Source organism: Cellulomonas sp. EB106-03-03-XG116, assembly GCF_058792015.1.
Map to the genome: position 1 here is coordinate 89,979 of NZ_JBYTEP010000009.1, position 24,482 is coordinate 114,460.

General features: G+C 75.0%; 17 protein-coding genes and 1 tRNA gene. 3 read left to right on the forward strand and 15 right to left on the reverse strand.

Annotation, left to right across the window (positions count from 1 at the left end; translation table 11 throughout):
* Window positions 1–90: 90 nt before the first annotated feature.
* On the reverse strand, window positions 91–1,239 hold the full coding sequence (locus tag AC3WUG_RS06255) for a glutathione-independent formaldehyde dehydrogenase (RefSeq protein ID WP_492326873.1): 1,149 nt from the start codon (window positions 1,237–1,239) through the stop codon (window positions 91–93).
* Window positions 1,240–1,492: 253 nt separating this feature from the next.
* Here AC3WUG_RS06255 and AC3WUG_RS06260 point away from each other — a divergent pair, with 253 nt between their 5' ends.
* Both AC3WUG_RS06260 and AC3WUG_RS06265 read left to right on the forward strand, forming a co-directional pair.
* The gene (locus tag AC3WUG_RS06260) at window positions 1,493–3,547 is read left to right on the forward strand and encodes a beta-galactosidase (protein ID WP_492326874.1); all 2,055 of its coding nucleotides are present in this window, start codon (window positions 1,493–1,495) and stop codon (window positions 3,545–3,547) included.
* Between the two features lie 65 nt (window positions 3,548–3,612).
* Complete coding sequence (locus tag AC3WUG_RS06265; RefSeq protein WP_492326875.1) at window positions 3,613–4,263, forward strand: TetR/AcrR family transcriptional regulator; 651 nt, start codon at window positions 3,613–3,615, stop codon at window positions 4,261–4,263.
* Between the two features lie 84 nt (window positions 4,264–4,347).
* Here the strand turns inward: AC3WUG_RS06265 and AC3WUG_RS06270 are convergent, their stop codons facing one another.
* The 14 genes from AC3WUG_RS06270 to mfd all read right to left on the reverse strand — a co-directional run bounded on the left by AC3WUG_RS06270 (window position 4,348) and on the right by mfd (window position 22,057).
* Window positions 4,348–5,880 (reverse strand): MDR family MFS transporter, encoded by a 1,533-nt coding sequence (locus tag AC3WUG_RS06270; protein ID WP_492326876.1) that lies wholly within the window; start codon window positions 5,878–5,880, stop codon window positions 4,348–4,350.
* Window positions 5,881–6,079: 199 nt separating this feature from the next.
* A tRNA-Leu gene (locus tag AC3WUG_RS06275) sits at window positions 6,080–6,153 on the reverse strand.
* 83 nt (window positions 6,154–6,236) lie between these two features.
* On the reverse strand, window positions 6,237–7,766 hold the full coding sequence (locus AC3WUG_RS06280) for an NAD(P)/FAD-dependent oxidoreductase (protein ID WP_492326877.1): 1,530 nt from the start codon (window positions 7,764–7,766) through the stop codon (window positions 6,237–6,239).
* A 91-nt stretch (window positions 7,767–7,857) separates the two neighbouring features.
* Window positions 7,858–9,147: an HAAS signaling domain-containing protein gene (locus AC3WUG_RS06285; RefSeq protein ID WP_492326878.1), complete on the reverse strand. Its 1,290-nt coding sequence runs from the start codon at window positions 9,145–9,147 to the stop codon at window positions 7,858–7,860.
* Window positions 9,144–9,473: a PadR family transcriptional regulator gene (locus AC3WUG_RS06290; RefSeq protein ID WP_147795776.1), complete on the reverse strand. Its 330-nt coding sequence runs from the start codon at window positions 9,471–9,473 to the stop codon at window positions 9,144–9,146. Before AC3WUG_RS06290 ends, AC3WUG_RS06285 begins: the two co-directional genes overlap by 4 nt.
* Window positions 9,474–9,855: 382 nt before the next feature.
* The gene (locus tag AC3WUG_RS06295; RefSeq protein WP_492326879.1) at window positions 9,856–10,827 is read right to left on the reverse strand and encodes a Ppx/GppA phosphatase family protein; all 972 of its coding nucleotides are present in this window, start codon (window positions 10,825–10,827) and stop codon (window positions 9,856–9,858) included.
* 64 nt (window positions 10,828–10,891) lie between these two features.
* Window positions 10,892–11,419: a DUF501 domain-containing protein gene (locus AC3WUG_RS06300; protein WP_492326893.1), complete on the reverse strand. Its 528-nt coding sequence runs from the start codon at window positions 11,417–11,419 to the stop codon at window positions 10,892–10,894.
* Window positions 11,420–11,475: 56 nt separating this feature from the next.
* Window positions 11,476–12,417, reverse strand: coding sequence for an FtsB family cell division protein (locus AC3WUG_RS06305; protein ID WP_492326880.1), 942 nt, complete (start codon window positions 12,415–12,417; stop codon window positions 11,476–11,478).
* A gap of 207 nt (window positions 12,418–12,624) precedes the next feature.
* Window positions 12,625–13,905: a phosphopyruvate hydratase gene (gene eno / locus AC3WUG_RS06310; protein WP_147795774.1), complete on the reverse strand. Its 1,281-nt coding sequence runs from the start codon at window positions 13,903–13,905 to the stop codon at window positions 12,625–12,627.
* Between the two features lie 98 nt (window positions 13,906–14,003).
* Entirely contained in the window at window positions 14,004–15,398 is a 1,395-nt protein-coding gene (gene pntB, locus AC3WUG_RS06315) for a Re/Si-specific NAD(P)(+) transhydrogenase subunit beta (RefSeq protein ID WP_492326881.1), read from the reverse strand.
* 1 nt (window position 15,399) lies between these two features.
* Complete coding sequence (locus tag AC3WUG_RS06320) at window positions 15,400–16,962, reverse strand: Re/Si-specific NAD(P)(+) transhydrogenase subunit alpha (protein ID WP_492326882.1); 1,563 nt, start codon at window positions 16,960–16,962, stop codon at window positions 15,400–15,402.
* Between the two features lie 148 nt (window positions 16,963–17,110).
* Complete coding sequence (mazG, locus tag AC3WUG_RS06325; protein WP_492326883.1) at window positions 17,111–17,788, reverse strand: nucleoside triphosphate pyrophosphohydrolase; 678 nt, start codon at window positions 17,786–17,788, stop codon at window positions 17,111–17,113.
* Complete coding sequence (locus tag AC3WUG_RS06330) at window positions 17,785–18,339, reverse strand: hypothetical protein (protein ID WP_492326884.1); 555 nt, start codon at window positions 18,337–18,339, stop codon at window positions 17,785–17,787. The genes mazG and AC3WUG_RS06330 overlap by 4 nt, the downstream gene beginning before the upstream one ends.
* A 76-nt stretch (window positions 18,340–18,415) precedes the next feature.
* On the reverse strand, window positions 18,416–22,057 hold the full coding sequence (gene mfd, locus AC3WUG_RS06335; protein ID WP_492326885.1) for a transcription-repair coupling factor: 3,642 nt from the start codon (window positions 22,055–22,057) through the stop codon (window positions 18,416–18,418).
* 239 nt (window positions 22,058–22,296) lie between these two features.
* Here mfd and AC3WUG_RS06340 point away from each other — a divergent pair, with 239 nt between their 5' ends.
* Complete coding sequence (locus AC3WUG_RS06340; RefSeq protein WP_492326886.1) at window positions 22,297–24,018, forward strand: acyltransferase family protein; 1,722 nt, start codon at window positions 22,297–22,299, stop codon at window positions 24,016–24,018.
* The last annotated feature ends 464 nt before the right edge of the window (window positions 24,019–24,482 follow it).

Genomic DNA, 24,482 nt, shown 5'->3' on the forward strand with positions numbered 1-24,482 from the left:
AACCCTGAACACCCCTTCGGCTTCCCCCCTCGGTCCTGGGTCCCCCCCCGGGGCGGTCCCCCCCCCCCCCCCCGGGACCAGATGCGCCGGTCAGGCCGCCTGGCCGGGGCGCAGCAGCACCTTGGTCCAGCCGTCCTCGCGGTCGTCGAACCGGCGGTAGCCCTCGGCGGCCTGGTCGAGCGGCAGCTCGTGGGACACGATGAACGACGGCGTCGCGCGCCCGGCGACGATGAGGTCGCGCAGCTGGCGGTTGTACCGCATGACGGGCGCCTGGCCGGTGCCCATGTGCTGGCCCTTGGTGAAGAAGGTGCCGTAGTCGAAGCCGATCCGGCCCTGCTTCGCGCCCTCGTCCGCGGCGTCCGGGTCCTCGGGCACGTAGACGCCGACCACGCCGATGCCCCCGGTCGCGCGCACCGTGGCGACGAGGTTGTCCAGCACCAGCTCGGGGTGCTCGTCCCCGGACGGGTCGTGCGCCTGGTAGCCGACGGCCTCGACGCCGCAGTCGGTGCCGCGCCCCCGGGTGGCGTCCATGATCTGCTCGACGGGGTCGCCCGCGGAGAAGTCGATCCCGATGCCGCCGATGCTCTCGGCGAGCCGCAGCCGGTCGGGCTCCTTGTCGACGACGAACACGCGGGACGCCCCGCGGATGAGCGCGCTGTGCGCGGCCATGAGCCCGACGGGCCCGGCGCCGAACACCGCGACGTCGTCGCCGGGCTGCATCCGCGCCAGCTCGGTGCCGTGCCAGCCGGTCGGGAAGATGTCGCTGAGCATCGTGAAGTCGTTCTCGTGCTCCGTCCCCTGCGGGAGCTCGAGCAGGTTGACGTCGCCGTAGGGCACCCGGAGGTACTCCGCCTGCCCGCCGTCGTAGGGGCCCATGTTCGCGTAGCCGTAGGCCGCGCCCACCATGCCCTCGAGCGGGTTGGTGCGCAGGCAGAACGACGTCCAGCCCTGCAGGCAGTTGCGACAGGTGCCGCACGCGATGTTGAACGGCACGCTGACCCGGTCGCCGACCTGGATGCGGGTGACGGCGGGCCCGACCTCCTCGACGACGCCCATGTTCTCGTGGCCGAGGACCTTGCCCTCCTCGACGGTGGTGCGCCCCTCGTACATGTGCAGGTCGGACCCGCAGATGTTGGTGGTGGTGATCCGGACGAGCACGTCGGTGGGCTGCTCGATCCGGGCGTCGGGGACCTCGACGACCTCGACCTGCTGCGGACCGCGGTAGACGACTGCGCGCATGCTGGGACTCCCTCCTCCGGGCGGCCTCGGGGCCGCGCCCGCCGCGACGTGGCTGCACGGCCGGGATCTCGATCCTCTGCCGGGCCGGGCGCCCCGGCATCTGGGGGCTCCCCGACCGCGGGCGCCACCCCCGCGACCAGCGGACTTGGTCTTACCTACCAACCGGTAGGTAGAGTGGCGGCCGGTCCGATTGTGACCGGCCGGACCCGCGCCGCGCGCAGGCGCCCGGCTTCGCGCGACGAAGGGTGAACCGGTGGACGAGCTCCTGTTCGGTGCGGCGTACTACGACGAGTACATGCCGACGGACCGGATCGAGACGGACGTCGAGATGATGAAGGCGGCCGGCGTCACGGTTGTCCGCATCGCCGAGTCGACGTGGAGCACGCTCGAGCCGCAGCCCGGCGTCTTCGACTTCACGCACGTCGACCGCGCCCTGGACGCGTTCGAGGCGGCGGGGATCCACGTCATCGTCGGGACGCCGACGTACGCGGTGCCGGCGTGGCTGGTGCAGTCGCACCCGGACGTGCTCGCGACCACCCGCGCGGGCGAGGGCCGGTACGGCGCGCGGCAGATCATGGACATCACGAACCCGACGTACCTGTTCCACGCCGAGCGGGTCATCCGGCGGCTCATGGAGCGCACCGCGCACCGCCCCGGCGTCATCGGGTTCCAGATCGACAACGAGACCAAGTACCACGAGACGGCCGGCCCCGCGGTGCAGCGCCGGTTCATCAAGCACCTCCGCGAGGAGTTCGGCGGCGACCTGGACGCGCTCAACGCGGCGTTCGGGCTGGACTACTGGTCGAACCGCGTCGACGCCTGGGAGGACTTCCCGGACGTCCGCGGCACGATCAACGGCTCGCTGGGCGCCGAGTTCGACAAGTTCCGCCGCCGCCTGGTCGAGGAGTTCCTCGGCTGGCAGGCCGGGATCGTGCGCGAGTACGCCCGCGCGGACCAGTGGGTCACCCAGAACTTCGACTTCGACTGGACGCCGGGCTGGTCGTACGGCCTGCAGCCGGCCGTCGACCACTTCAAGGCCGCCCCGACCGTCGACATCGCGGGCGTGGACATCTACCACCCGACGCAGTCCCGGCTCACGGGCAAGGAGATCGCGTTCGGCGGCGACATGACCCGCTCGATCAAGGGCGGCGCGAACTACCTGGTGCTGGAGACGCAGGCGCAGGGCCAGCTCGGCTGGCTCCCCTACCCCGGCCAGCTGCGGCTGCAGGCGTACAGCCACCTGGCCAGCGGGGCCGACGGCCTCATGTACTGGCACTGGCACTCGATCCACCACTCCTTCGAGACCTACTGGCGCGGTCTGCTGTCGCACGACCTGCAGAGCAACCCGACGTACGAGGAGGCCGGCGTCTTCGGCCGCGAGGCGCAGCGGGTCGGCTCGTCGCTCATCCACCTGCGCAAGCACAACCGCGCGGCGATCATGGTGAGCAACGAGGCGCTGACCGCGCTGAAGTGGTTCACGATCGAGGTCGGGTTCATCGACGGCGTGTTCGGCTCGTCGATCGGCTACAACGACGTGCTGCGCTGGGTGTACGACGCGCTGTTCGACCTGAACGTCGAGGTCGACTTCGTGTCGGTCGACGACGAGGACCTCGCCCGGTACGACCTCCTGGTGGCGCCGGTGCTCTACGCGGCCCCGCAGGCGACGGTCGACCGGCTGGACGCGTACGTGCGCGGCGGCGGCCACCTGGTGACGACGTTCCGCACCGCCGTCGCGGACGAGTACGTGCAGGTGTGGCACGACACCGCGCCGCACGGGCTCACCGAGGTCACCGGCGTGACCTACAACCAGTACACGGTGCCCGGCGACGGCGTCGGCCTGGCGCTGCACGGCGACCTCGCCGCGGTGCCGGGCGCGACCGAGGGCGCGGCGGCCGGGGCGCAGGCGTTCCTCGAGCTGCTGAACCCGCGGGGGGCGGAGGTGCTGGCGTCCTACGACCACCCGGCCTGGGGGTCGTACGCGGCGATCACCCGGAACCGGGTCGGCGACGGGTCGTCCCTGCACCTGGGCACGATGACCTCGCCGGAGCTGCTCCGCGCGGCGCTGACGCTCGCCGTCCGGGACGCGGGGATCGCGGACTGGGCGCAGGACCTGGCCGGCACGGTGTCGGTCCGCCGCGGCACGAACGCCGCGGGGAACGCGGTCACGTACCTGCTCAACTACTCGGCGGACCCGGTGACGGTCGCGGCGCCGGTGGCCGGCCGCTCGGTGCTGGCGGACGGCGCGGCGGTGGCCGCGGGCGACGAGCTGGTGATCGGGGCCTGGGACCTGGTGGTCCTGGAGTCCTGACCCGGGACGGTCCTCGCGCACGGCTAGGGTCGTGCGCGAGGACGGCCCGGACGGAAGCAGGAGACGTGACGACGCAGCAGCAGGACCCGCCGGCGGTGCGCCGCCGGGTCCGCCTGACCCCCGAGCAGCGCCAGGCGCAGATCCTGGACGCGGCCACGCGCCTGATCGCGCGGCACGGGTTCACCGGCATGGCGCTCGCCGACGTGGCGCAGGAGGTCGGGCTCACGCAGGCGGGCCTGCTGCACCACGTGGGCTCCAAGGAGGGCCTCCTGGAGCTGGTCGTCTCGCAGCTGTACGACCGGCGCGGCACGCCGGACGACTACGTGGCGACCGGCGACCCGGCGGCGACGCACCCCGACGGGATCTCGCTGCCGGGCTACTTCCGGTTCCTCGTCTCCTTCAACGCCGCGCGCCCGGAGCTGCTCCGGCTGTACACGGTGCTCGGGGTCGAGGCGTCGTCGCCGGAGCACCCCGCGCACCCGTACTTCCTCGACCGCCCCGACCAGGTGTGGGGGTTCTACCGCGGGTTCACCTGGCGGCTCCCGCCCGAGGTCGGCCCGTTCGACGGGCAGCGGGACCTGGTGGAGATGACGATCGAGGCCATGGACGGGCTGCAGATCCGGTCGTTCCGTCGCCCGGCGGTCGACCTGGTGACCGAGTGGGCGAAGTTCGAGCGCGTGCTCTACCCGGCGCCCGTCTGGGACGGGTACCGCTAGGACGGGTACCGCCGGGCGGACGACGACGGCCCGGGCCCCGCACGGGGACCCGGGCCGTCGTGGCGGCGCGCGGCGGCGGCGCGCTCAGTGCATCGCGACCGGCGCCTCGGCGTCGGCCGGCGGGCGCCGGACGAACAGCGAGACGACCAGCGCGACCAGCGCGACGACGCCGCCCCACAGGAACGCCCCGCGCACGCCCGCCGCGGTGGCGGTGAGCACGTCGGCGCCCGCCTCCAGCCGCGCGGCGGTCGTGGTGGACAGCACCGTGATGAACAGCGCGGTGCCCGCGGCACCGGCGAGCTGCTGCAGGGTGTTCACGATCGCGCTGCCGTGCCCGTACAGGTCGCGCGGCAGCGAGCCGAGCGCCGAGGTGAACAGCGGCGTGATCATGAACGCCAGCCCGATGCTGAGCAGCGTGTGCACGGCGACGACCGCCCCCGCCGGGGTACCCGGGTGCAGGGTGGACAGCAGCCACAGGGCGACGCTCAGCGCGAGCACGCCCGGCGTCACCAGCGGCCGCGGACCGAACCGGTCGAAGAGCCGGCCGACCAGCGGCGACAGCGCGCCCATCACCAGGCCGCCCGGGAGCAGCAGCAGGCCGGTCTCGAGCGTGCCGAGCGCCAGGACGTCCTGCAGGAAGATCGGCAGCACGATCAGGGCGCCGAACATCGCCATGAAGCCGACGATCAGCACCAGCGCGGACACGGTGTACGAGCGCCGGGTGAACACCCGCAGGTCCATGAGCGGGCCGTCGTGGGTGCCCTGCAGCCGCACCTGCCGCAGCGCGAACGCCGCGAGGGCCAGCACGCCGACCGCGATCGGGATCCACGGCGCGACGACGGTGTGCCCGCCGGCGGACTCGCCGATGCTGGACAGGCCGAAGATCAGCGCGCCGAAGCCGACGGCTGACATCAGCAGCGACAGCACGTCGAGGCGGTGGTCGGACGGCTCGGTGACGTCCCGGACCTTCCACGCGCCGAGCGCGAGCGCGATCCCCGCGATCGGCAGCATGACCAGGAAGATCCACCGCCAGGACAGCTGGGACAGCACGAGGCCGGAGATCGTCGGGCCGATGGCCGGGGCCACCGAGATGACGATCGAGATCGTGCCCATCGTGCGCCCGCGGATGCTCGGCGGGACGAGGGTGAGGGCGGTCGTCATCAGCAGCGGGAGCATCACCGCGGTGCCGCTCGCCTGGACGACGCGGCCCGCGAGCAGCACGCCGAACCCCGGCGCGGCGGCGGCGAGCGCGGTGCCCGCGACGAACAGCGACATCGCGGTGATGAAGATCGGCCGCAGCCGGAACCGGTTCATGATCCAGCCGGTCGCCGGGATGACGACGGCCATCGTCAGCATGAAGCCCGTGGTCAGCCACTGGCCCGTCGCGGCGGTCACGCCCATCTCCTGCATGAGGACCGGCAGGGCGACGCCCATCGCGGTCTCGTTGAGGATGACGGTGAAGCCGGCGACGAGCAGCAGGCCGATGAGGGTGCGGTCGCCGGGGGCGAGCCGGACGGGCGCAGGGGCGGCGGGCGCCGGCGCGGCGGTCGTGGCGGCCGGCCCGGCGCCGTCGCCCGGCGCGCGGTCGCGCAGGGCGGTGTCGTCGTGCGTGGTCATAGGTCTCCCTCGCGGGTGGGGTCGGCGGTGAGGTGCGCGCGAGCGGGTCCGCGGCGGGGCCGGCGGACGCCCGAGGGAGGCGCACGTCGGGACCAACGTCCCGGACGCTCCGGATGATTCCCGAGGCGGCGGGGCGGTGTCGCCGGGTTTTCCGCCGACGCCCGCCGCGGGCCGCTGGGTGACCGGCGGACCGCGAGGGTGCCCCCGGCGGGGTTCGAACCCGCACTGTGCCGGGTTTAAGCCGGCTGCCTCTGCCGGTTGGGCTACGGGGGCCGCGCCCATCCTGCCAGCACGACGGAGCCCGCCCACCCTCGCGGGGTGGACGGGCTCCGGTGCTGCGGGCCGTGCGGCGCGCGTCAGGCCTTGGCGGCCGGCTTCGCCTCGGCGGGCGAGCCGTCGGCCGGCGACGTGTCGTCGGCCTTCTCCGCGCCGGAGGGCTTCGCCTCGGCGCCGGGCACCGCGGCGTGGTCCTCGTCCTTGGCCGGGGCGGCGGCGGGCGCGGCCTCGGGCTTCGGCTTCGGCGGCACGGACGCGGCGCGGAACTCGGCGCGCGGGTCGTGGATCGAGCCGAGGGCCACCGTCTCGCGGCGCCACAGCAGGTTCGCGGTCCAGCCGGACATGATCGCGATCTTGCGGTTCAGCGTCGGCATCGCCATGACGTGGTACGACCGGTGCAGGACCCAGGCGAAGAAGCCGCGGACCTTGATCTTGCCCAGGAACTGGGCGACGCCCTTGTACATGCCGAGGGACGCGACCGCACCGATGTTCTTGTGCTTGTAGTCGGTCGGCTCGGCGCTGCGCAGGACGCGGGCCAGGTTGTCCGCCAGGTGGGTCGCCTCGCGGATCGCGTGCTGGGCGTTCGGCGGGCAGAACGAGCCCGGGTTGTACAGGTCCGGCACCGCGGCGCAGTCACCGGCGGCGTACGCGTCCGGGACGACGTGGCCGTCGGCGTCGACGATCTGCAGGGTCGCGAGCGTGGTGACGCGGCCCATCTTGTCGAGCGGCAGGTCCGAGTTCTGCAGGACCGGGTTCGCCTTGACGCCCGCGGTCCACACGATGGTCTCGGAGTCGAACTCGGTCTTGTCCGAGAGCACGACGTGGCCGTCGACGCAGGAGTTGAGGAAGGTGGAGAGGTACACCTCGATGCCGCGCTTGCGCAGCTGCTCGAGGGTGTAGCCGCCGAGCTCCTCGGAGACCTCGGGGAGGATGCGGCGCGAGCCCTCGACCAGCACGAAGCGCAGGTCCTCGGCGCTCAGCGACGGGTAGTGCTTGACCGCGTCGCGGGCCATGTCCTCGACCTCGGCGATCGCCTCGACGCCGGCGAACCCGCCGCCGACGAACGTGAAGGTCAGCATCCGGCGGCGCAGGTCCGCGTCCCAGGTGGACGACGCGCGGTCGATCCGGCCCAGGACGTGGTTGCGGACGGCGATGGCCTCCTCGACGTTCTTGAAGCCGATCGCCTGCTCCGCGAGACCCGGGATGGGCAGCGTGCGCGCGACCGAGCCGAGGCCGACGATCAGGTGGTCGTACGTGATCCAGTACGGGTCGCCCTCCTCGGGCGTGATCTGGACCTTGCGCTCCGCGTGCTTGATCTCGGAGACCTTGCCCTGGAGCGAGTCGATGCCCTTGAGCGCGCGGCGGTGCGGCGCGACGACGTAGCGCGCGTCGATCGAGCCGGCGGCGGCCTCGGGCAGGAACGGGGCGTAGGTCATGTACGGGCGCGGGTCGACCACGACGATCGCGGCCTCCCGGTTGCCCAGGCGACGACGGAGCCGGCGGGCCGAGTACAGCCCCACGGACCCGCCGCCGAGGATGACGATGCGCGGCACCTTGCGGGACGTGGTCCCGGACTGCGGCGCCAGGGTCGTGGCGGTGGACTCAGACATAGGTCCAACGGTACGTCCCATGACTTGCCCGAGGCGAACCGGGACCACGTGATTCTGGGCACAAAGTCCCGGGTTCGAGCACCGGGCCCGGTCAGGGAGTCGCGGTGCCGGCGCTCCCCGCGGCCGTCGCGCCCGCGCCGCCGGGACCTCCGTCCCGGGTGCTGGACTGCGCGGCGGTCGCGGCGGCCTCGGACTCGGCGGTGGGGCCGGCGGACTCGTCGGTGGACGAGCCGGTGGACGGGCCGGTCGACGGCGTCCCGGCCGGCTCCTCCGCCGCCCGCCGCTCCACCACGGCAGGGGCCTTGGCGAACGGGCGCGGCGGCACGCGCGGGTCGGTGGTCAGCACGTCCGCGGGATCCTGCGCGGACTCGTCCGTGCCGAGGCCGTCCCAGTCGAAGTCCGCGTTCGGCGCCCCGAGCAGCGGGTACACGTTCCACCGGGTGCGGCCGTCCTCGTCCACGGCGGGCAGGAAGTTCCAGTCCTCGGTCACGCCCGGCAGCGACCAGGTGGACCACCCCTCGTCCGTCGTGGTCCGCACCGGCCGGCCCCGGTCGTCGTACACCTGGACGTCCCGCAGCGGGTTGCCCTCGGCGTCGTAGACGAACAGGTTGCTCACCTGCATCCCGTCGACCCACACGCCGTCCTCCCGCGGGATGCCGTCGGACGACTGCTCCACGTAGGCGGTCTCGTACCGGGTCTGCCAGCGCACCGCGCCGTCGCCCGCCCAGATCACGGCCGGCACGAGGAGCACCACGGCGAGCGCGCCGGTCGCGGCGGGCAGCCACCGCCCGGACCGCGGCAGCCACAGCCCGCGGCCCCACTGCACGCTCACCACGACGAGCCCGGTCAGCAGCACCCAGGTCGGCGGGTCCGCCGGGACCCAGCCGCCCTTGCCGCCGCCGTCCGCGTACCGCCCGCCCGCCAGCTGGAGCAGCAGCTGGTAGACGACCCAGGCGCGCAGCAGCCACCACAGCGGCCGCACCGCGAGGCCGAAGTCGCGCACGCCCGGCCACCAGGGCTGCCGGCGCATCCCCGCGGTGGCGCGCAGCGCGGTCCGCCGGACGTCCTCGCGCATCCCCCGGAGCCCCGCCCGCAGGCCGCGCCGCGCGGGCACGGGCTCCGGCTCGGGCAGCCCCGCGGCGACCCGCAGCTCGCGCGCGTAGTCGGCGGGCGGGCCGAACAGCGCGATCAGGTCGCCGCGGGTCCCCGCCGGCGCGACCTCGTCCGCCAGGGCGTCCGCGAGGTCGGCCTCGAGCCCGTCGGTCAGGTCGTCCACCTGCTCGGCGGGCATCCCCGCCAGGTGCTCGCGCACCCGCGCCGCGTACTCCGCCACCGTCGCGGGCGCGGCCGCGCGGCCCGCCCCGGCCTGGGTCCCGCTCACGCCGCCACCTCCCCGTCGAGCAGGCGGGTCATCGTCCCCGCGAACTCGCGCCAGTCCTTGCGCTGGGCGGCGAGCATCGCCCGGCCCTGCGCGTTGATCCCGTAGTACTTGCGGTGCGGGCCCTCGTCGCTGGGCACCACGTAGGACGTCAGCGCGCCCTGGGAGTAGAGCCGGCGGAGCGTGCCGTACACGGACGCGTCGCCGACCTCGGCCAGCCCCGCGGCGCGCAGCCGGCGGACGACGTCGTAGCCGTACCCGTCCTCCTCGGCGACGACGGCGAGCACCGCCACGTCGAGCACTCCTTTGAGCAGCTGGGTCGTGTCCACCCGGGGCCTCCCTGGCGCGGGCGCCGGGTGGTCCGGCGCGCCGCAGGTGCGGGGCGGGTGCCGCGGTCGGCCCCCTGTCGGCCGCGGCACCCGCTGTCTGGTGCGGGAGCCGACCCTCCTCGGCTCCCGCAGGAGCCACGGTAGTACAGATTGCGCAGTACCGGGCGAAGTCCGCTACCGGATCGCGCGGGCGTGTCGCCCGGCCTGCGGGCCCTCTCGCCCCCTCGCCGCCTCGCCGCCTCGCCGAGATAGGACCTCCGCGCCGAGATAGGACCCTGCACGGTCCTATCTCGGCGAGAAGGTCCTATCTCGGCGCCGGAGAGCGCGAGCACGCACGCCGCCGGGATCGGCGCTGCAGGCGGCGGGCGCCGCGCTGGGGCGGTCAGGCCCGGGTGGCGCCCGCGCGCTCGGCGACGCTCCAGGCGATGCCGTCGAGGATGTCGTGCTCCGACGTGACGACCTCCGACAGCGCGCCGCCCGAGGCCTCGACCTCGGACCGCACGCGCTCGACGACCGCCCGCCACACCAGCGCGCCCGCGCCGATGACGTCGACCCGGCCCGGGTGCATGAACCCGAGCGCCGACCGGGCGTCGTGGTCGCGGGCGAGCAGGTCGTCGCACGCGGCGACCACGTCGTCGACCGCGAGGACCGCGCCGTCGATGGCGTCCCGGTCGTAGGCGGGCAGCCGCAGGGCGTGCGCGGTGATCGTCGTCACCGAGCCCGCGAGGCCGACCAGGGTGGCGGTCCGGCCGAGCGGCACGTGCTGCGCGCCGACGTCGAGCGCGGCGCGCACGTCGGCCTCGGCCGCGGCGACCTGCTCGGCGGTGGGCGGGTCGGACAGCAGGTGGCGCTCGGTGATCCGGACGCAGCCGACGTCCATCGAGTACGCCGCCTCGGGCTCCCGCTCGCCCAGCACGACCTCGGTCGAGCCGCCGCCCAGGTCGACGACGAGGAACGGGCCGTCGTGGGCCGCCCCGAGCACGCCGGTCGCGCCGCGGAACGACAGCGCGGCCTCCTCGACCCCGCCGATGACCTCGGGCTCGACGCCCAGGGCCTCGCGGACGCCGGCGACGAACTCGTCGCGGTTCTCGGCGTCGCGCGACGCGCTGGTGGCCACGAACCGGACGGCCTCGACGCCGAGGTCGCGGCAGACGTCCGCGTACCGGCGGGTGGCGTCCAGGGTGCGGGCCATGGCCTCGGGGGCGATGCGGCCGGTGCGGTCGACGCCCTGGCCGAGCCGGACGACCTCCATGCGCCGGTCGAGGTCCGTGAGGGTCCCCGCCTCCGCGTCGACGTCGGCCACGAGGAGCCGGATGGAGTTGGTCCCGCAGTCGATGGCAGCCACACGCGTCACGCGACAGATCATCCCATCCCGGGCGCGGGCCGCGCGCCGCGGCGGCGGACCCGGCCTGCGGGCGTCAGCAGGTGCAGCGGTCCGGGCGCCACACGTCGCGCAGCCGCAGCAGCACGTCGTCGCCGACCGGGTTCACGCCCGGCCCGGCGGCGAGCGCGTGCCCGACGACGACATGCAGGCACTTCACCCGGGTCGGCATGCCGCCGGCCGAGATGCCGGCGATCTCCGGCACGTCGCCGAGCTCGGCGCGGTCGGCGAGGTACGCCTCGTGCGCCCGCTGGTAGGCCGCCGCGAGCTCCGGCTCGGACTGCACGCGGGCGGTGAGCTCCTTCATCAGGCCGGTGGCCTCGAGGGTGCTCACGGCGCCGACGGCGGGCGGGCACGTCAGGTAGTACGTGGTCGGGAACGGCGTGCCGTCGTCGAGCCGCGGCGCGGTGCGGACGACGAGCGGCCGGCCGCAGGCGCACCGGGCGGCGACGCCGACGACGCCGCGCGCGGGCCGGCCGAGCTGCTCGCGCAGCACGGCGAGGTCCGCCTCGGTCACCTCTCGCGCGTCGTGCCGGGCGCGCGGCACCTCGGCCGGGTCGGGCAGCGAGGGCGCCGGGGTGGTGGGCAGGTCGGTCACGTGCGGTCCTCGGGCGGTCGGCGTCAGGGGGTCGGCGCCGTCGGCTCCCCGTCGGACCCCTGGGTCCCGGTGCCGTCCGGCGCGGTCCCATTGTCCCCCGTCGTGCCGGTGCCCGCGGACCCGTCGGTCCCGGTGCCGGCCGAGCCGGTCGCGCCCGTGCCCGCCGCACCCGCGACCTGCACGGAGTCCCAGAGCTGGGCGTACCAGGGGCGGGTCGGGTCGTCGGACTCGACGGTGCCCGGGGTGGTCGCGGCCGGGTCGGTCGCGGTGTCGTCGGGCACGACCTCGGGGTCGGCGACGCGCAGCGCGCGCTCCCCCGGCATGACGAACGCGAGCCGCTCGCGGGCCTGCGCCTCGACGTAGGCGGGGTCGGACCACCGGTCGAGCTCGGCCTGCAGGTCCTCGTTGTCCTGCTCGGCGGCGGCCACCTCGGCGCGGAGCTGCTCGAGCCGGACCTGCTGGTCGAGGTACTGCCGCAGCGTCGGGAACACCAGGACGAACGCGATCGACAGCACCACGAACATGACCAGCGCGCGCACGGTGAACAGCCGCGGCAGCCGCTGCTGCACGGTCTCGGCGCGAGCCCCGCGGCGGTCGCCGCCCGAGCCGCCGCGGCCGCCCGGCCGGGAGCTGCTGGGCCGCCCGGCGGCCGGGCGCGGCGGGGCGGAGCGGGCGCGCGAGGCGCTGGGGCGCGGGGTGGCCGGGCGCGGGACGGACTGCTGCGGAGCGCCGGTGCGCGGGGTCGCGGGCGTGCGGGCGGCGGGCGTCCGGGCTGCGGGCGTGCCGCCCGAGCGCGGGGCCGGCGCGGGCGAGCGCGGGACGCTCGCGGTGCGCGGCGCGGGGTCGCGCGGCGCGGGCGTGCGAGGCGTCGGGGTGCGCGGCGCCGCCCCGCGCCGGTCGCCGCCGCGGGTCGCGTCGTCGTCGGCGCCGGTGCGGGGCGCGGCGGGACGACGAGGGGCGGGCATGGTCCCGATTGTGCCCCGCGCCGCGCCCGCGACCCGGCAGGCGACCCGGCCGTGTCCGCGCGCGCACACGATCCCCACACGCCGCGGGCCGTGCCGGGGCCCGCGCGGAGGGCCCCGGCCTCGCACCCCGGCGCGCCGACCCCCGGACGCGCCGGAGGCCGGCGACCCCGTGCGGGGTCACCGGCCTCCGGTCGAGAGCCTGGGGGCTCAGGCCTTCCAGCGGGGGAAGGCCGACAGGCCGGCGTAGCGGCCGGCGTCGTCCAGCTCCTCCTCGATGCGGAGCAGCTGGTTGTACTTGTTGATGCGCTCGCCACGGGCCGGGGCACCGGTCTTGATCTGGCCGGCGTTGGTCGCGACGGACAGGTCGGCGATGGTGACGTCCTCGGTCTCGCCGGAGCGGTGCGAGGTCATCGTGGTGAAGCCGTTGCGCTGCGCCAGGGTGACGGCGTCCAGCGTCTCGGTCAGGGTGCCGATCTGGTTCAGCTTGACCAGGAGGGAGTTGGCGGCCTTGAGCTCGATGCCCTTGGCCAGGCGCTCCGGGTTGGTGACGAACAGGTCGTCGCCGACGATCTGCACCTTGTCGCCGACCTTGGTGACGAGCTCGGACCAGGTGCCCCACTCGTCCTCGGACAGCGGGTCCTCGATGGAGACCAGCGGGTAGTCCGCCACGAGCTGCTCGTAGAACGCGATCATCTCGGCCGGCGCGAGCGCCTTGCCCTCGAACTGGTACGCGCCGTCCTTGAAGAACTCGGTGGCGGCGACGTCCAGGGCCAGCGCGACGTCCTTGCCCGGCACGAAGCCGGCCTTCTCGATCGCGACGAGGATCAGGTCCAGGGCGGCGCGGTTCGACTCGAGGTTCGGCGCGAAGCCGCCCTCGTCGCCGAGACCGGTCGACAGGCCCTTGCTCTTCAGCACGGACTTCAGGGAGTGGTAGACCTCGGCGCCGGTGCGCAGGGCCTCGCGGAAGGTCGGCGCGCCGATCGGGGCGACCATGAACTCCTGGATGTCGACGTTGGAGTCGGCGTGCGACCCACCGTTGAGGATGTTCATCATCGGGACGGGCAGCACGTGGGCGTTCGGGCCGCCCACGTAGCGGAACAGCGGCAGGTCGGCCGAGTCGGCCGCGGCCTTCGCGACGGCGAGCGAGACGCCGAGGATCGCGTTGGCGCCGAGCTTGCCCTTGTTCGGGGTGCCGTCGAGCTCGATGAGGGCCTGGTCGACCAGGCGCTGCTCGGTGGCCTCGAAGCCGATGAGCTCCGGGGCGATCTCGTCGATCACCGCGTTGACGGCGTCCTCGACGCCCTTGCCCAGGTAGCGCGACTTGTCGCCGTCCCGGCGCTCAACGGCCTCGAACGCACCGGTCGAGGCACCCGAGGGCACACCGGCCCGGGCGATCGTGCCGTCGTCGAGCGCGACCTCGACCTCGACAGTGGGGTTGCCGCGCGAGTCGAGGATCTCGCGGGCGCCGACGGCCTCGATGCTGGCCATGGTGCTCCTTCGTCAAACGGGTGGGTTTGCGACCTCAGCCTAGTGCGGTCCGTCCGGTGCGTCGGTGGGACCTTCGGCAACCGGACGGTGAACGCCTGTCAGAGCGCCGCGACGATGCGCTCGACCTGGTCCTTCGCGTCGCCGAACAGCATCGCCGTGTTCTCCCGGAAGAACAGCGGGTTCTGCACCCCGGCGTAGCCGGTGGCCATCGACCGCTTGAACACGACGACCTGCTTCGCCTTCCACACCTCGAGGACGGGCATGCCGGCGATCGGCGAGCCCGGGTCCTCCAGCGCGGCGGGGTTCACGGTGTCGTTGGCGCCGATGACCAGGACGACGTCGGTCGAGGCCAGGTCGTCGTTGATCTCGTCCATCTCCAGGACGATGTCGTACGGCACCTTCGCCTCGGCCAGCAGCACGTTCATGTGCCCGGGCAGCCGCCCCGCGACCGGGTGCACGCCGAACCGGACCTCGACGCCCGCGGCGCGGAGCCGGGCGACCAGGTCGGCGACCGGGTACTGCGCCTTGGCGACGGCCATGCCGTAGCCGGGGGTGATGACGACGCTGGACGCGGACTTGAGCAGCTCCGCGACCTCGGCGGCCTGGATCTCCGTGTGGGCGCCGTGCGAGCCGTCCGCAGCACCCGACGAGACGACGGTCCCGCCCTCGGTGCCGAAGCCGCCGAGGATCACGCTGACGAACGACCGGTTCATCGCGCGGCACATGATGTACGACAGGATCGCGCCGGAGGAGCCGACGAGGGCGCCGGTCACGATCAGCAGGTCGTTGTCCAGCATGAAGCCCGCGGCGGCCGCGGCCCAGCCCGAGTACGAGTTGAGCATCGACACGACGACGGGCATGTCGCCGCCGCCGATCGCGGCCACGAGGTGCCAGCCGAGCGCGAGGGCCACGACGGTCATCAGCAGCAGCGGCACCAGCGACGGCGACGCCAGGAACCAGCCGAGCGCTCCGGCGGACGCGACCAGCGCGCCGAGGTTCAGCCAGTTGCGCCCGGGCAGCGTGAGCGGCGCGGAGGACATCTTCGCGGACAGCTTGAGGTAGGCGACGATCGAGCCGGTGAACGTCACGGCGCCGATGAGCACGCCGAGGAACACCTCGACCAGGTGCACCGCGTCGGCGTGCGTCTCGGTCAGGTACGAGTTGATGCCCACCAGGACGGCCGCGGCGCCGACGAACGAGTGCAGCATCGCGATCATCTCGGGCATCTGCGTCATCTCGACGGAGCGGGCCCGCCAGGTGCCGACGGCGATGCCGATGATCAGCACGAGGGCGATGAGCAGCAGGGTGCCGAGCGGGCTGCGCTCGGAGACGTCGACGCTGAGCAGGACGGTGGCGACCAGCGCGAGGGCCATGCCGACCATGCCGAGCAGGTTGCCGCGGCGGGCGGTCTCCTGCTTCGACAGCCCGGCCAGGCTCAGGACGAACAGGACGGCGGCGACGAGGTACACGCCCTGGGCTGCGGAGGTGAGCATCTCAGGCCTCCTCCTTCCGGAACATCCCGATCATCCGGTAGGCCACCAGGAAGCCACCGAAGATGTTGATGGCGGCGACCGCCGCCGCGGCGAACGCGAGCGCGGAGACGACCCAGCTGTCGCTGCCGATCTGCAGCAGCGCGCCGACCAGGATGATCCCGGAGATGGCGTTGGTCTGGGCCATCAGCGGCGTGTGCAGCGAGTGGCTGACGTTCGAGATGACGTAGTACCCGACGAACACGGCGAGCACGAACACCGTGAAGTGCCCGGCGAACGCCGCCGGCGAGAACGTGATCGCCAGGGCGAGCAGCACGGCGCCGAGGGCCAGGCCGGTCATCTGGCGCTGCCCGCGGCGGCGCGCGGCCTCGCGGGCGAGCCGGGCCCGCTCGGCGGGGTCGACCGGTGCCGGCGCCGGAGCGGGCTCCGCCGCCGGCGCCGCGGACACCTGCACGGGCGGCGGCGGCCAGAGCACCTCCCCCGCCCGCGTGACGGCCATGCCGCGCTGCACCGGGTCGTCGAGGTCGAGGACCAGCGCCCCGTCCTTGCCCGGGGTCAGCAGCGTGAGCAGGTTGACGACGTTGGTGCCGAACAGCTGCGACGTGTGCCGCGCCATCCGGCTCGTGAGGTCCGTGTAGCCGAGGATCGTCACGCCGTTCGCGGTGACGACCTTCTCCCCCGGCACGGTGAGCTCGCAGTTGCCGCCGCCGGACGCCGCCAGGTCGACGATCACGGAGCCGGGTCGCATGGCGGCGACCATCTCGGCGCTGATGGTGCGCGGCGCGGTGCCGCGGACCAGGGCCGTGGTGATGACGATGTCGGCCTGGGCCGTCTCCGCGGCGTACATCTCGGCGGTCAGCCGTTCCTGCTCGGCGGTGAGCGCGTGGGCGTAGCCGTCGGCGCTCACCTCCTGCTGGGCCGCGGCGGCCTGCACGAACGACGCGCCCATCGACTCGATCTGCTCGCCCACCTCGGGCCGCACGTCGTACGCCCGCACCTGGGCGCCGAGGCTCCCGGCGGCGCCGATCGCGGCGAGGCCGGCGACGCCCGCGCCGATGACGAACACGGTGGCCGGCGGGGTCTTGCCGGCGGCCGTGACCTGGCCGGTGAACATGCCGCCGAACTCCTCGGCGGCCTCGATGACCGCGCGGTAGCCGGCGACGTTCGACATCGTGCTGAGCACGTCGAGCGCCTGGGCGCGGGACACGCGGGGCACGGCGTCGAGGGCCAGGGCGGTCACCCCGCGGGCGGCCAGCGCCGCAACCCGCTCGGGGTGCGCGGCCGGCGCGAGCATCGACACCAGCGTCGCGCCGGGGGTCAGGGCGGCGACCTGCGCGTCGGCCGGGGCGTTCACCGTGGTCACCACGTCGCTCGCCCAGACCTCGGCCGCGTCCCCGAGGGCCGCGCCGGCCTCCGCGTACGCGGCGTCGGGGAAGCTCGCGGCCTCGCCCGCGCCGTGCTCGACGACCACCTCGTAGCCCAGCTTCGCCAGCCGGCCCACGGTGGCGGGCGTGGCGGCCACGAGCCGCTCGCCCGGCCGGGCCTCCTTCGGGACGCCGATCCGCATCGACCCCTCCTCGTCCGGTGTCGCGGTGCGCCCGCCCTCGCCGGGCGTGGGGCACCGGGCCGCGGGTGCACCGCCAGCCTCGCCCATCCTGGTGCCCGGGGCCCGCCGGCGTCCCGGACCTTGGGCCCGGCGCGCCCGCCCCGGGGCGTCAGCCCTGCTCGGCCGCCCGCAGGTCCCGCTCCCACGCGGCCGTCGCGCGCCGGAGCTCGCCCTCCGCGTCGAGACCGGCCGCGCGGGCCTCCTGGACCAGCGCGAGCAGCCGGGCGCCGAGGTCGTCGGGGGCCTCGGGCCCGCCGGGGGCCGGTGCGGGCGCGACCGCGGCCAGCCCGGACCGCTCGGCCCGCGACGCCACCTTCTGCGCCCGCGCCAGCGCGCCCATCGCGAGCGGCACGCCGTCGAGCACGGACTCGCGCTGCTTCTCCTCGCGCTTGATCGCGTCCCACTGCCGGTTCACGCCGTCGGCGTCCGCCACCCGGGCGTCACCGAACACGTGCGGGTGCCGCCGGACGAGCTTGGCGACCAGGTCGGCCGCGACGTCGTCGACGTCGAACGGCTCGGCCGGGTCCTCCTGGGCGATGCGGGCGTGGAACACCACCTGCAGCAGCAGGTCCCCGAGCTCCTCGCGCAGGTGCGCGCGGTCCCCGCCCTCGACCGCCTCCGCGACCTCGTAGGCCTCCTCGAGCACGTACGGCACCAGGGAGGCGTGGGTCTGCTCGGCGTCCCACGGGCAGCCGCCCGGGGAGCGCAGCCGGTCCATCACCGCGACGAGGCGGCGCAGCGGGTCCGCGACGGCGGTCGGGTCGTCCGCGGCGCGGGCGCCGGTCACGGGGCCGGGGTCGGCGAGGCCCCGTCGGCGGACACGATCCACGGGTACGCGGTCGTGCCGACGGTGCCGAGGTCGTCCGCGGTGCCGAACCGGGGGTTGACGGTGAAGTCGATCGACCCGAGGTCCTCCTGCAGGGAGGCGAGCAGCGTGTCGGCGTCGTCCGCGCCCTGCATCGCCTGGATCTCGAGCAGGTACCGCATGACCGCCACCGACGCCGGGGAGAACTCCTGACCGGCCTCGCCGCCCGCGGCCTCGACCTGCTGGTCGAGCGCGTCGGCGGCCTGCTCGTCGGAGACCGCCACGCCCGCGTCGGCCGCCGCCGCTGCGACGGTCGGCTCCTGGATCAGGACGCCGAGGATCGCGGAGGACGTCACGCCCTGCAGCACGGGTCCGAGCTCCTGGGTGGCCGTCTCGACCTCGGCGGTCGGGATCGACCGGCCGTCGACCACCGCGGCCGCGCCGGGGCGACCGCCGCCGCACGCCGCGAGCACGCCCGCCACCGCCAGCACCCCGACGGCGGACACCGTCCGCCGGACCGTCTTCCGCGTCACCGCACACCTGGCCTCTCGTCGCTCTCCGTCGCCCGACCCGGCCCATCGTAGGGGCCGGGCCGGGCGCGCCCGGGCGTCAGCGCGCCGCCGTGCCCACCCCCGCCGCAGCGGACACGTCGCCGAGCACGACCGCGTCGATCAGCTGCCGCGCCCAGGACATGACCGCCTCGCCGTGCAGCGGCTTGCCGCCGATCCGCGCGGTCATCGGGAACGGCACCAGCACGGTGCGCAGCGCGGGCTTGAGCACCGAGCCGGGGTACAGCCGCTTGAGCCGCAGCTGCGCCGACTCGGGCAGGTCGACCGGCGCGAACCGGACGAACTTGCCCTGCGCGGTGACGTCGGTGAGCCCGGCGGTGCGCGCGTGCAGCCGGAACCGGGCGACCGCGAACAGGTTGGTCACCGGCTCCGGGATCGGGCCGTACCGGTCGACGAGCTCGGCCGCGATCTCCTCGAGCGTCGCCTCGTCGGCCGCGGCGGCGAGCTTGCGGTACGCCTCGAGGCGGAGCCGCTCGTGCGCGATGTAGTCGTGCGGGATGTGCGCGTCGACCGGCAGCTCGACCGTGACGTCGGGCAGCTCCTCGGGCTGGTCGCCGCGGTAGGACGCGACGGCCTCGCCGACCATCCGGATGTAGAGGTCGAAGCCGACCCCCTCGATGTGCCCGGACTGCTCGCCGCCGAGCATGTTGCCCGCGCCGCGGATCTCCAGGTCCTTCATCGCGACGGCCATGCCCGCCCCGAGGTCGGTGTTCGCGGCGATGGTCTGCAGCCGGTCGTGCGCGGTCTCGGTGAGCGGCTTCTCCGGCGGGTACAGGAAGTACGCGTACGCCCGCTCCCGGCCGCGGCCGACGCGCCCGCGGAGCTGGTGCAGCTGGGACAGGCCGAGCCGGTCGGCGCGCTCCAGGATCAGCGTGTTGGCGTTGGAGATGTCCAGGCCGGTCTCGACGATCGTCGTGCACACCAGGACGTCGAACCGCTTCTCCCAGAAGTCGACGATCACCTGCTCGAGCTGGTGCTCGTTCATCTTGCCGTGGGCGACCGCGATCCGGGCCTCGGGCACCAGCTCGTTCAGCCGGGCCGCGGTGCGCTCGATCGACTCGACCTTGTTGTGCACGTAGAACACCTGGCCCTCGCGCAGCAGCTCGCGGCGGATGGCGGCGGAGATCTGCTTCTCCTCCCACGCGCCGACGAAGGTCAGCACCGGGTGCCGCTCCTCCGGCGGGGTCGCGAGGGTGGACATCTCGCGGATGCCGGTCACCGCCATCTCGAGCGTGCGCGGGATCGGGGTCGCGGACATCGCCAGCACGTCGACGTTGGTGCGCAGCGCCTTGAGCGTCTCCTTGTGCTCGACGCCGAACCGCTGCTCCTCGTCGATGATGACCAGGCCCAGGTCCTTGAACCGCACCTCGCCGGTGATGAGCCGGTGCGTGCCGATGACGACGTCCACGCTGCCGTCGCGCAGGCCGTCGACCACGGCCTCGGACTCGGCCTTGGTGTTGAACCGCGACAGCGCCTTCACGGTGACCGGGAACCCGGCGTACCGCTCGGCGAACGTGTCGAGGTGCTGCTGCACGAGCAGCGTCGTCGGCACGAGCACGGCCACCTGCTTGCCGTCCTGCACCGCCTTGAACGCCGCGCGCACGGCGATCTCGGTCTTGCCGTAGCCGACGTCGCCGCAGATGAGCCGGTCCATGGGGATCGGCTTCTCCATGTCCCGCTTGACCTCGTCGATCGTCGCCAGCTGGTCGGGCGTCTCGACGTAGGCGAACGCGTCCTCCAGCTCGCGCTGCCACGGGGTGTCCGGGCCGAACGCGTGGCCGGAGGTCGCCTGGCGCGCCGAGTACAGCCGGATGAGCTCGCCGGCGATCTCCTTGACCGCCTTGCGGGCGCGCCCCTTGGTCTTGGCCCAGTCGGAGCCGCCCATCTTGTTGAGGCTGGGCGCCTCGCCGCCGACGTACTTGGTCACCTGGTCGAGCTGGTCGGTCGGCACGAACAGCCGGTCCCCCGGCTGGCCCCGCTTGGACGACGCGTACTCGATGACCATGTACTCGCGGGTCGCGGCGGCGGCGCCCGACCCGACGGTCCGGGAGATCAGCTCCACGAAGCGGCCGACGCCGTGCTGCTCGTGCACCACGAAGTCGCCCGGGCGCAGCTGCAGCGGGTCGACGACGTTGCGCCGCCGGCTCGGCATCTTGCGCATGTCGCGGGTCGAGGACCCCGGGCGGCCGGTGAGGTCGGACTCGGAGAACACCGCGAGCCGCAGGTCCTCGGAGACGAAGCCCGGGCCGACCTGCGCGGGCATGACGAGGACGACGCCGCCCTCGAGGTCGCCCTCGAGCGCCGGGACCAGCCGCGCGGGGACGTCGGCGGCGCGGAGCTGCTCGGCCATGCGCTGCGCCGGGCCGTGGCCCTCGGTCGCGAGCAGCAGGCGCCAGCCGTCCTGCTGCAGCCGGCGGACGTCGGCGACCGCGCGGTCCACCTCGCCGCGGTACCGCTCGACGTCCCGGGCGGCGACCACGACGGTCTCGACACCGTCGTCCGCGCTGCGGAGCGCGTCCGGGTCGGCGGTGCCCTCGGCGGCGTCCGCGTCGAGCGTGAACGGGCTGAGCGTCCACCAGCCCAGGCCGCGCACGGCTGCGAGCGCCCGCACCTCGGCGAACGACGCGAACGAGGCGGCGGACAGGTCGAGCGGCGTCGCGGCCCCGGCCGCGGCGGACGTCCACGCGGCCTGCAGGAACTCCTCCGTGGTGGCGACGAGGTCGTGCGCGCGGCGGCGGACCCGCTCGGGGTCGGCGAGCACGAGCAGCGCGTCGTCGGGCACCAGGTCGAGCACCGGCACCATCTCGCCGACGAGCGCCGGAGCCAGGGACTCCATGCCCTCGACCGCGATGCCCTGCGCGAGCCTGTCGAGCATGTCCACCGCGCCGGGCAGCCGCTCGACCAGCGACGCGGCGCGCTCACGCACCTCGTCCGTCAGCAGGATCTCCCGGCACGGCGGCGCCCACAGGCCGTGGCCCGCGACCTCGAGGCTGCGCTGGTCGGCGACGGAGAACCAGCGGATCTCCTCGACGTCCTCGCCCCAGAACTCGATGCGCAGCGGGTGGTCCTCGGTCGGCGGGAACACGTCGAGGATCCCGCCGCGCACGGCGAACTCCCCCCGGCGCTCGACCATGTCGACCCGGCTGTACGCGGCGGCCACCAGGCGCTCGGCGACCTCGGACAGGTCGGCCCGCTCCCCGACGTTGAGCGACACCGGCACGAGCTCGCCCAGCCCGGCGACGACCGGCTGCAGCAGCGCGCGCACGGGCATGACGAGGACGCGGATGGGGCCGGTGTGACCGGGCTCCGGGTCGGGGTGCGCCAGGCGGCGGAACACGGCGAGCCGGCGGGCGACGGTGTCGCTGCGGGGCGAGAGCCGCTCGTGCGGCAGCGTCTCCCAGGAGGGCAGGACCGCGACGTCGTCGTCGGGGAGGTAGCAGCGCAGCGCGGCGGCGGTCTCGTCGGCGTCGCGGCCCGTGGCGGTGACGACGACGAGGGGGCGGCCGGGCCGCTTGGCGCCGGGGCCGGCCTCGGCGCGCGCGCCCGCGAGGGCGGCGAGCAGCGGCGGGCGGATGCCGGCGGGACCGACGACATCGACCTCGCCGCGGGACGGGACGAGGGAGACGGCGCGCGCGACGGCGGGGTCGGTGAGGAGGACGGGCAGCAGTCCGGCGACGTTCATGGGTTCCTTCCGGGGGTGCCGGCGGCGGGGCGCGGTCAGCACGAGAACCCCGGATCCGCAGGACCCGGGGTGCGGTCACCACTCTACGAGCGACCGCCGACACACTCACCCTGACGGCCGCACCCCTCTTGACACGTTCTGCACCCTTTGTCCTAATTTGCACTTCAACTAGGCGTGCCGCGGGGCTCCCGCGCAGCCGCGACCAGACCCGGCCGACGACTGCCACCCCGGGAGGGCGAATGGGTACCGCGCACGGCGGCGACCGCCTGCCCGTCCTGTGGAGCCTCAACGGCCTGCGGGCGGCCGGCGCGCTGCTCGTGATGCTGTACCACGTGAACTCCTGGAACCTGCAGGTGATCCGGGGGTCCAGCGCGTTCTACACCGGCGTCGGGCTGTTCTTCGTGCTGTCCGGCTTCGTGCTCACCTGGACCGCGCAGCCCGGCACGACGGTCGGCGCGTTCTACACCCGCCGGCTCGCGCGGATCCTGCCCAACCACCTCACGGCGTTCGCGCTCGGCCTCGCGGTGACGGTGCTCGTGGTCGGCGCGACGGTCGACCCCGGCACGCTGCTGGCGGGGACGTTCCTGGTGCAGGCCTGGTCGCCGGACGGCCAGGTCGTGTTCGCCGTCAACGGCGTCGCCTGGTCGCTGTCCTGCGAGATCGCCTTCTACGCCGCGTTCCCCGCCCTGCTCTGGGCGCTCCGCCGGATGCAGCCGCGCACGCGCGTCCTCGTCGCCGGCGCCGCGCTCGCCGCGCCGGTGGCCGTCGCCCTGGCGTGGCCGTCCCTGATCGCGCTGCTGTTCCACCTGCCGCCCGCCCGGCTGCCGGAGTTCCTGCTCGGCATGGTCACGGCGCTGGCGGTGCGCGAGGGCTGGCGGCCGCGGGTCCCGGCCGGGGTGCTGCTCGCCGTGCTCGCCGCGTGCGTGCTCGGCGCCGCCGCCGTCGACGTGCACCCCACCGTGCTCACCGCGGTGCTGGCCGTGATCTTCGCGCCGCTCGCCGCGGGCTGCGCGTGGGGCGACATCGACGGGCGCAACCGCTGGGCGCTGCACCCCGCGGTCAAGCTCGGCGGGGCGCTGTCGTTCTCCTTCTACCTGCTGCACGAGCTGGTCATCAAGGTCGTCGTGGCCACGCCTGTCCGCGGGCCCGCGGCGATCGCGACGGTGCTCGTGGTCTCGGCGGGCCTGGCGTTCCTGCTCTGGCGCGGCGTCGAGCTGCCGGCCCGCGCCCGGATCCTGGCGGCGCTCCCCGCACCCGCGCCGCGGCTCGGGGCGGCCCCGCCGCCGCACGCGCCCGGCGGACGGCGGGCGCGGCACAGCCGGCCGCGCGAGGTGGCGTGGTCGTTCCCGCTCACCCCGGCCGCCGGGCTCGCCGCCGTGGCGGTGCCGGCGGGGGCGGGGGTGCCGGTCGCCGGCACCCGGGCGTCCGAGGCGTCGGACCGGGTGCACGCCACGGCGACCACCGGGTACGTCGCGACGGCGGCGGCGGCGCACGGCACGACGACCACCGGGTACGTCGGGACGGCAGCGGCGGCGGCGCACGCCACCACGACCACCGGGTACGTGGCGACGGCGGCGGCGCACGGCACGACGACCACCGGGTACGTGGCGACGTCCGGCGGGCTCGCGCTCGCCGAGGTCCCCCGCTCGCTCGAACCCGCGCCCGTGCACGCCGCGATCGGCGCCGGCCCCGCGTCGGCCGAGAGCGCGAGCACCCTCGGGACCGCGGCGCTCGTGGCCGCGGCCGCCGTCGCCACCGGGGGGCACCCGGCGGAGCAGGCCACCGACGCCGCGTGGTCGCGCGACGGGCGGCCGGTCGCCGGTCGCCCCGCGGACAGCCCCGCGGGTGCGTGGGCGGCACCGGAGCCGCCCGCACCGCAGCCGGTCGCGGCCGGCGACCCCCGGTCGCCCGGAGCGCCGTGGCGGCCCCCGGAGCGCCCGTCCCGCCGCGCCCGCGCCTGACCCCCGGCCCGGGCACCGCACCCCTCGCGCCGGGCGGCGCAGGGCAGCCCTCGCGTCAGGGGCGCGGCCTCCCGCTCGCGTCGCCGACCGACGCACGGCTCGCGTCAGGCCAGCGGCGCACCCCTCGCGTCGAGCAGGCCGTCCACCCCTCCCCTCGCGAGCGCGGCGCACCCTCCCCCCGCGAGCGCGGCGCACCCCGCGCGTCGAGTGGGTAGTCGACACGTCGAGTGCCTATCCGGCGGATAGGCACTCGACGTGTCGGTTACCCCCTCGCGGTTCCGGCGGCGCGGCGGGCGCGGCGGTCAGGCGTGCCGGCGCGCGGCCCCCTCGCGGTTCCGGCGGCGACCGCGGGCACGGCGCCGGGCCTGCCGTCGCGAGACAGAGGTGCGGCCCCGGGGGGGGGGGGGGGGGGGGGGGGGGGGGATGGGGGGGGGGGGGGGGGGGGGGGGGGGGGGGGGGGGGGG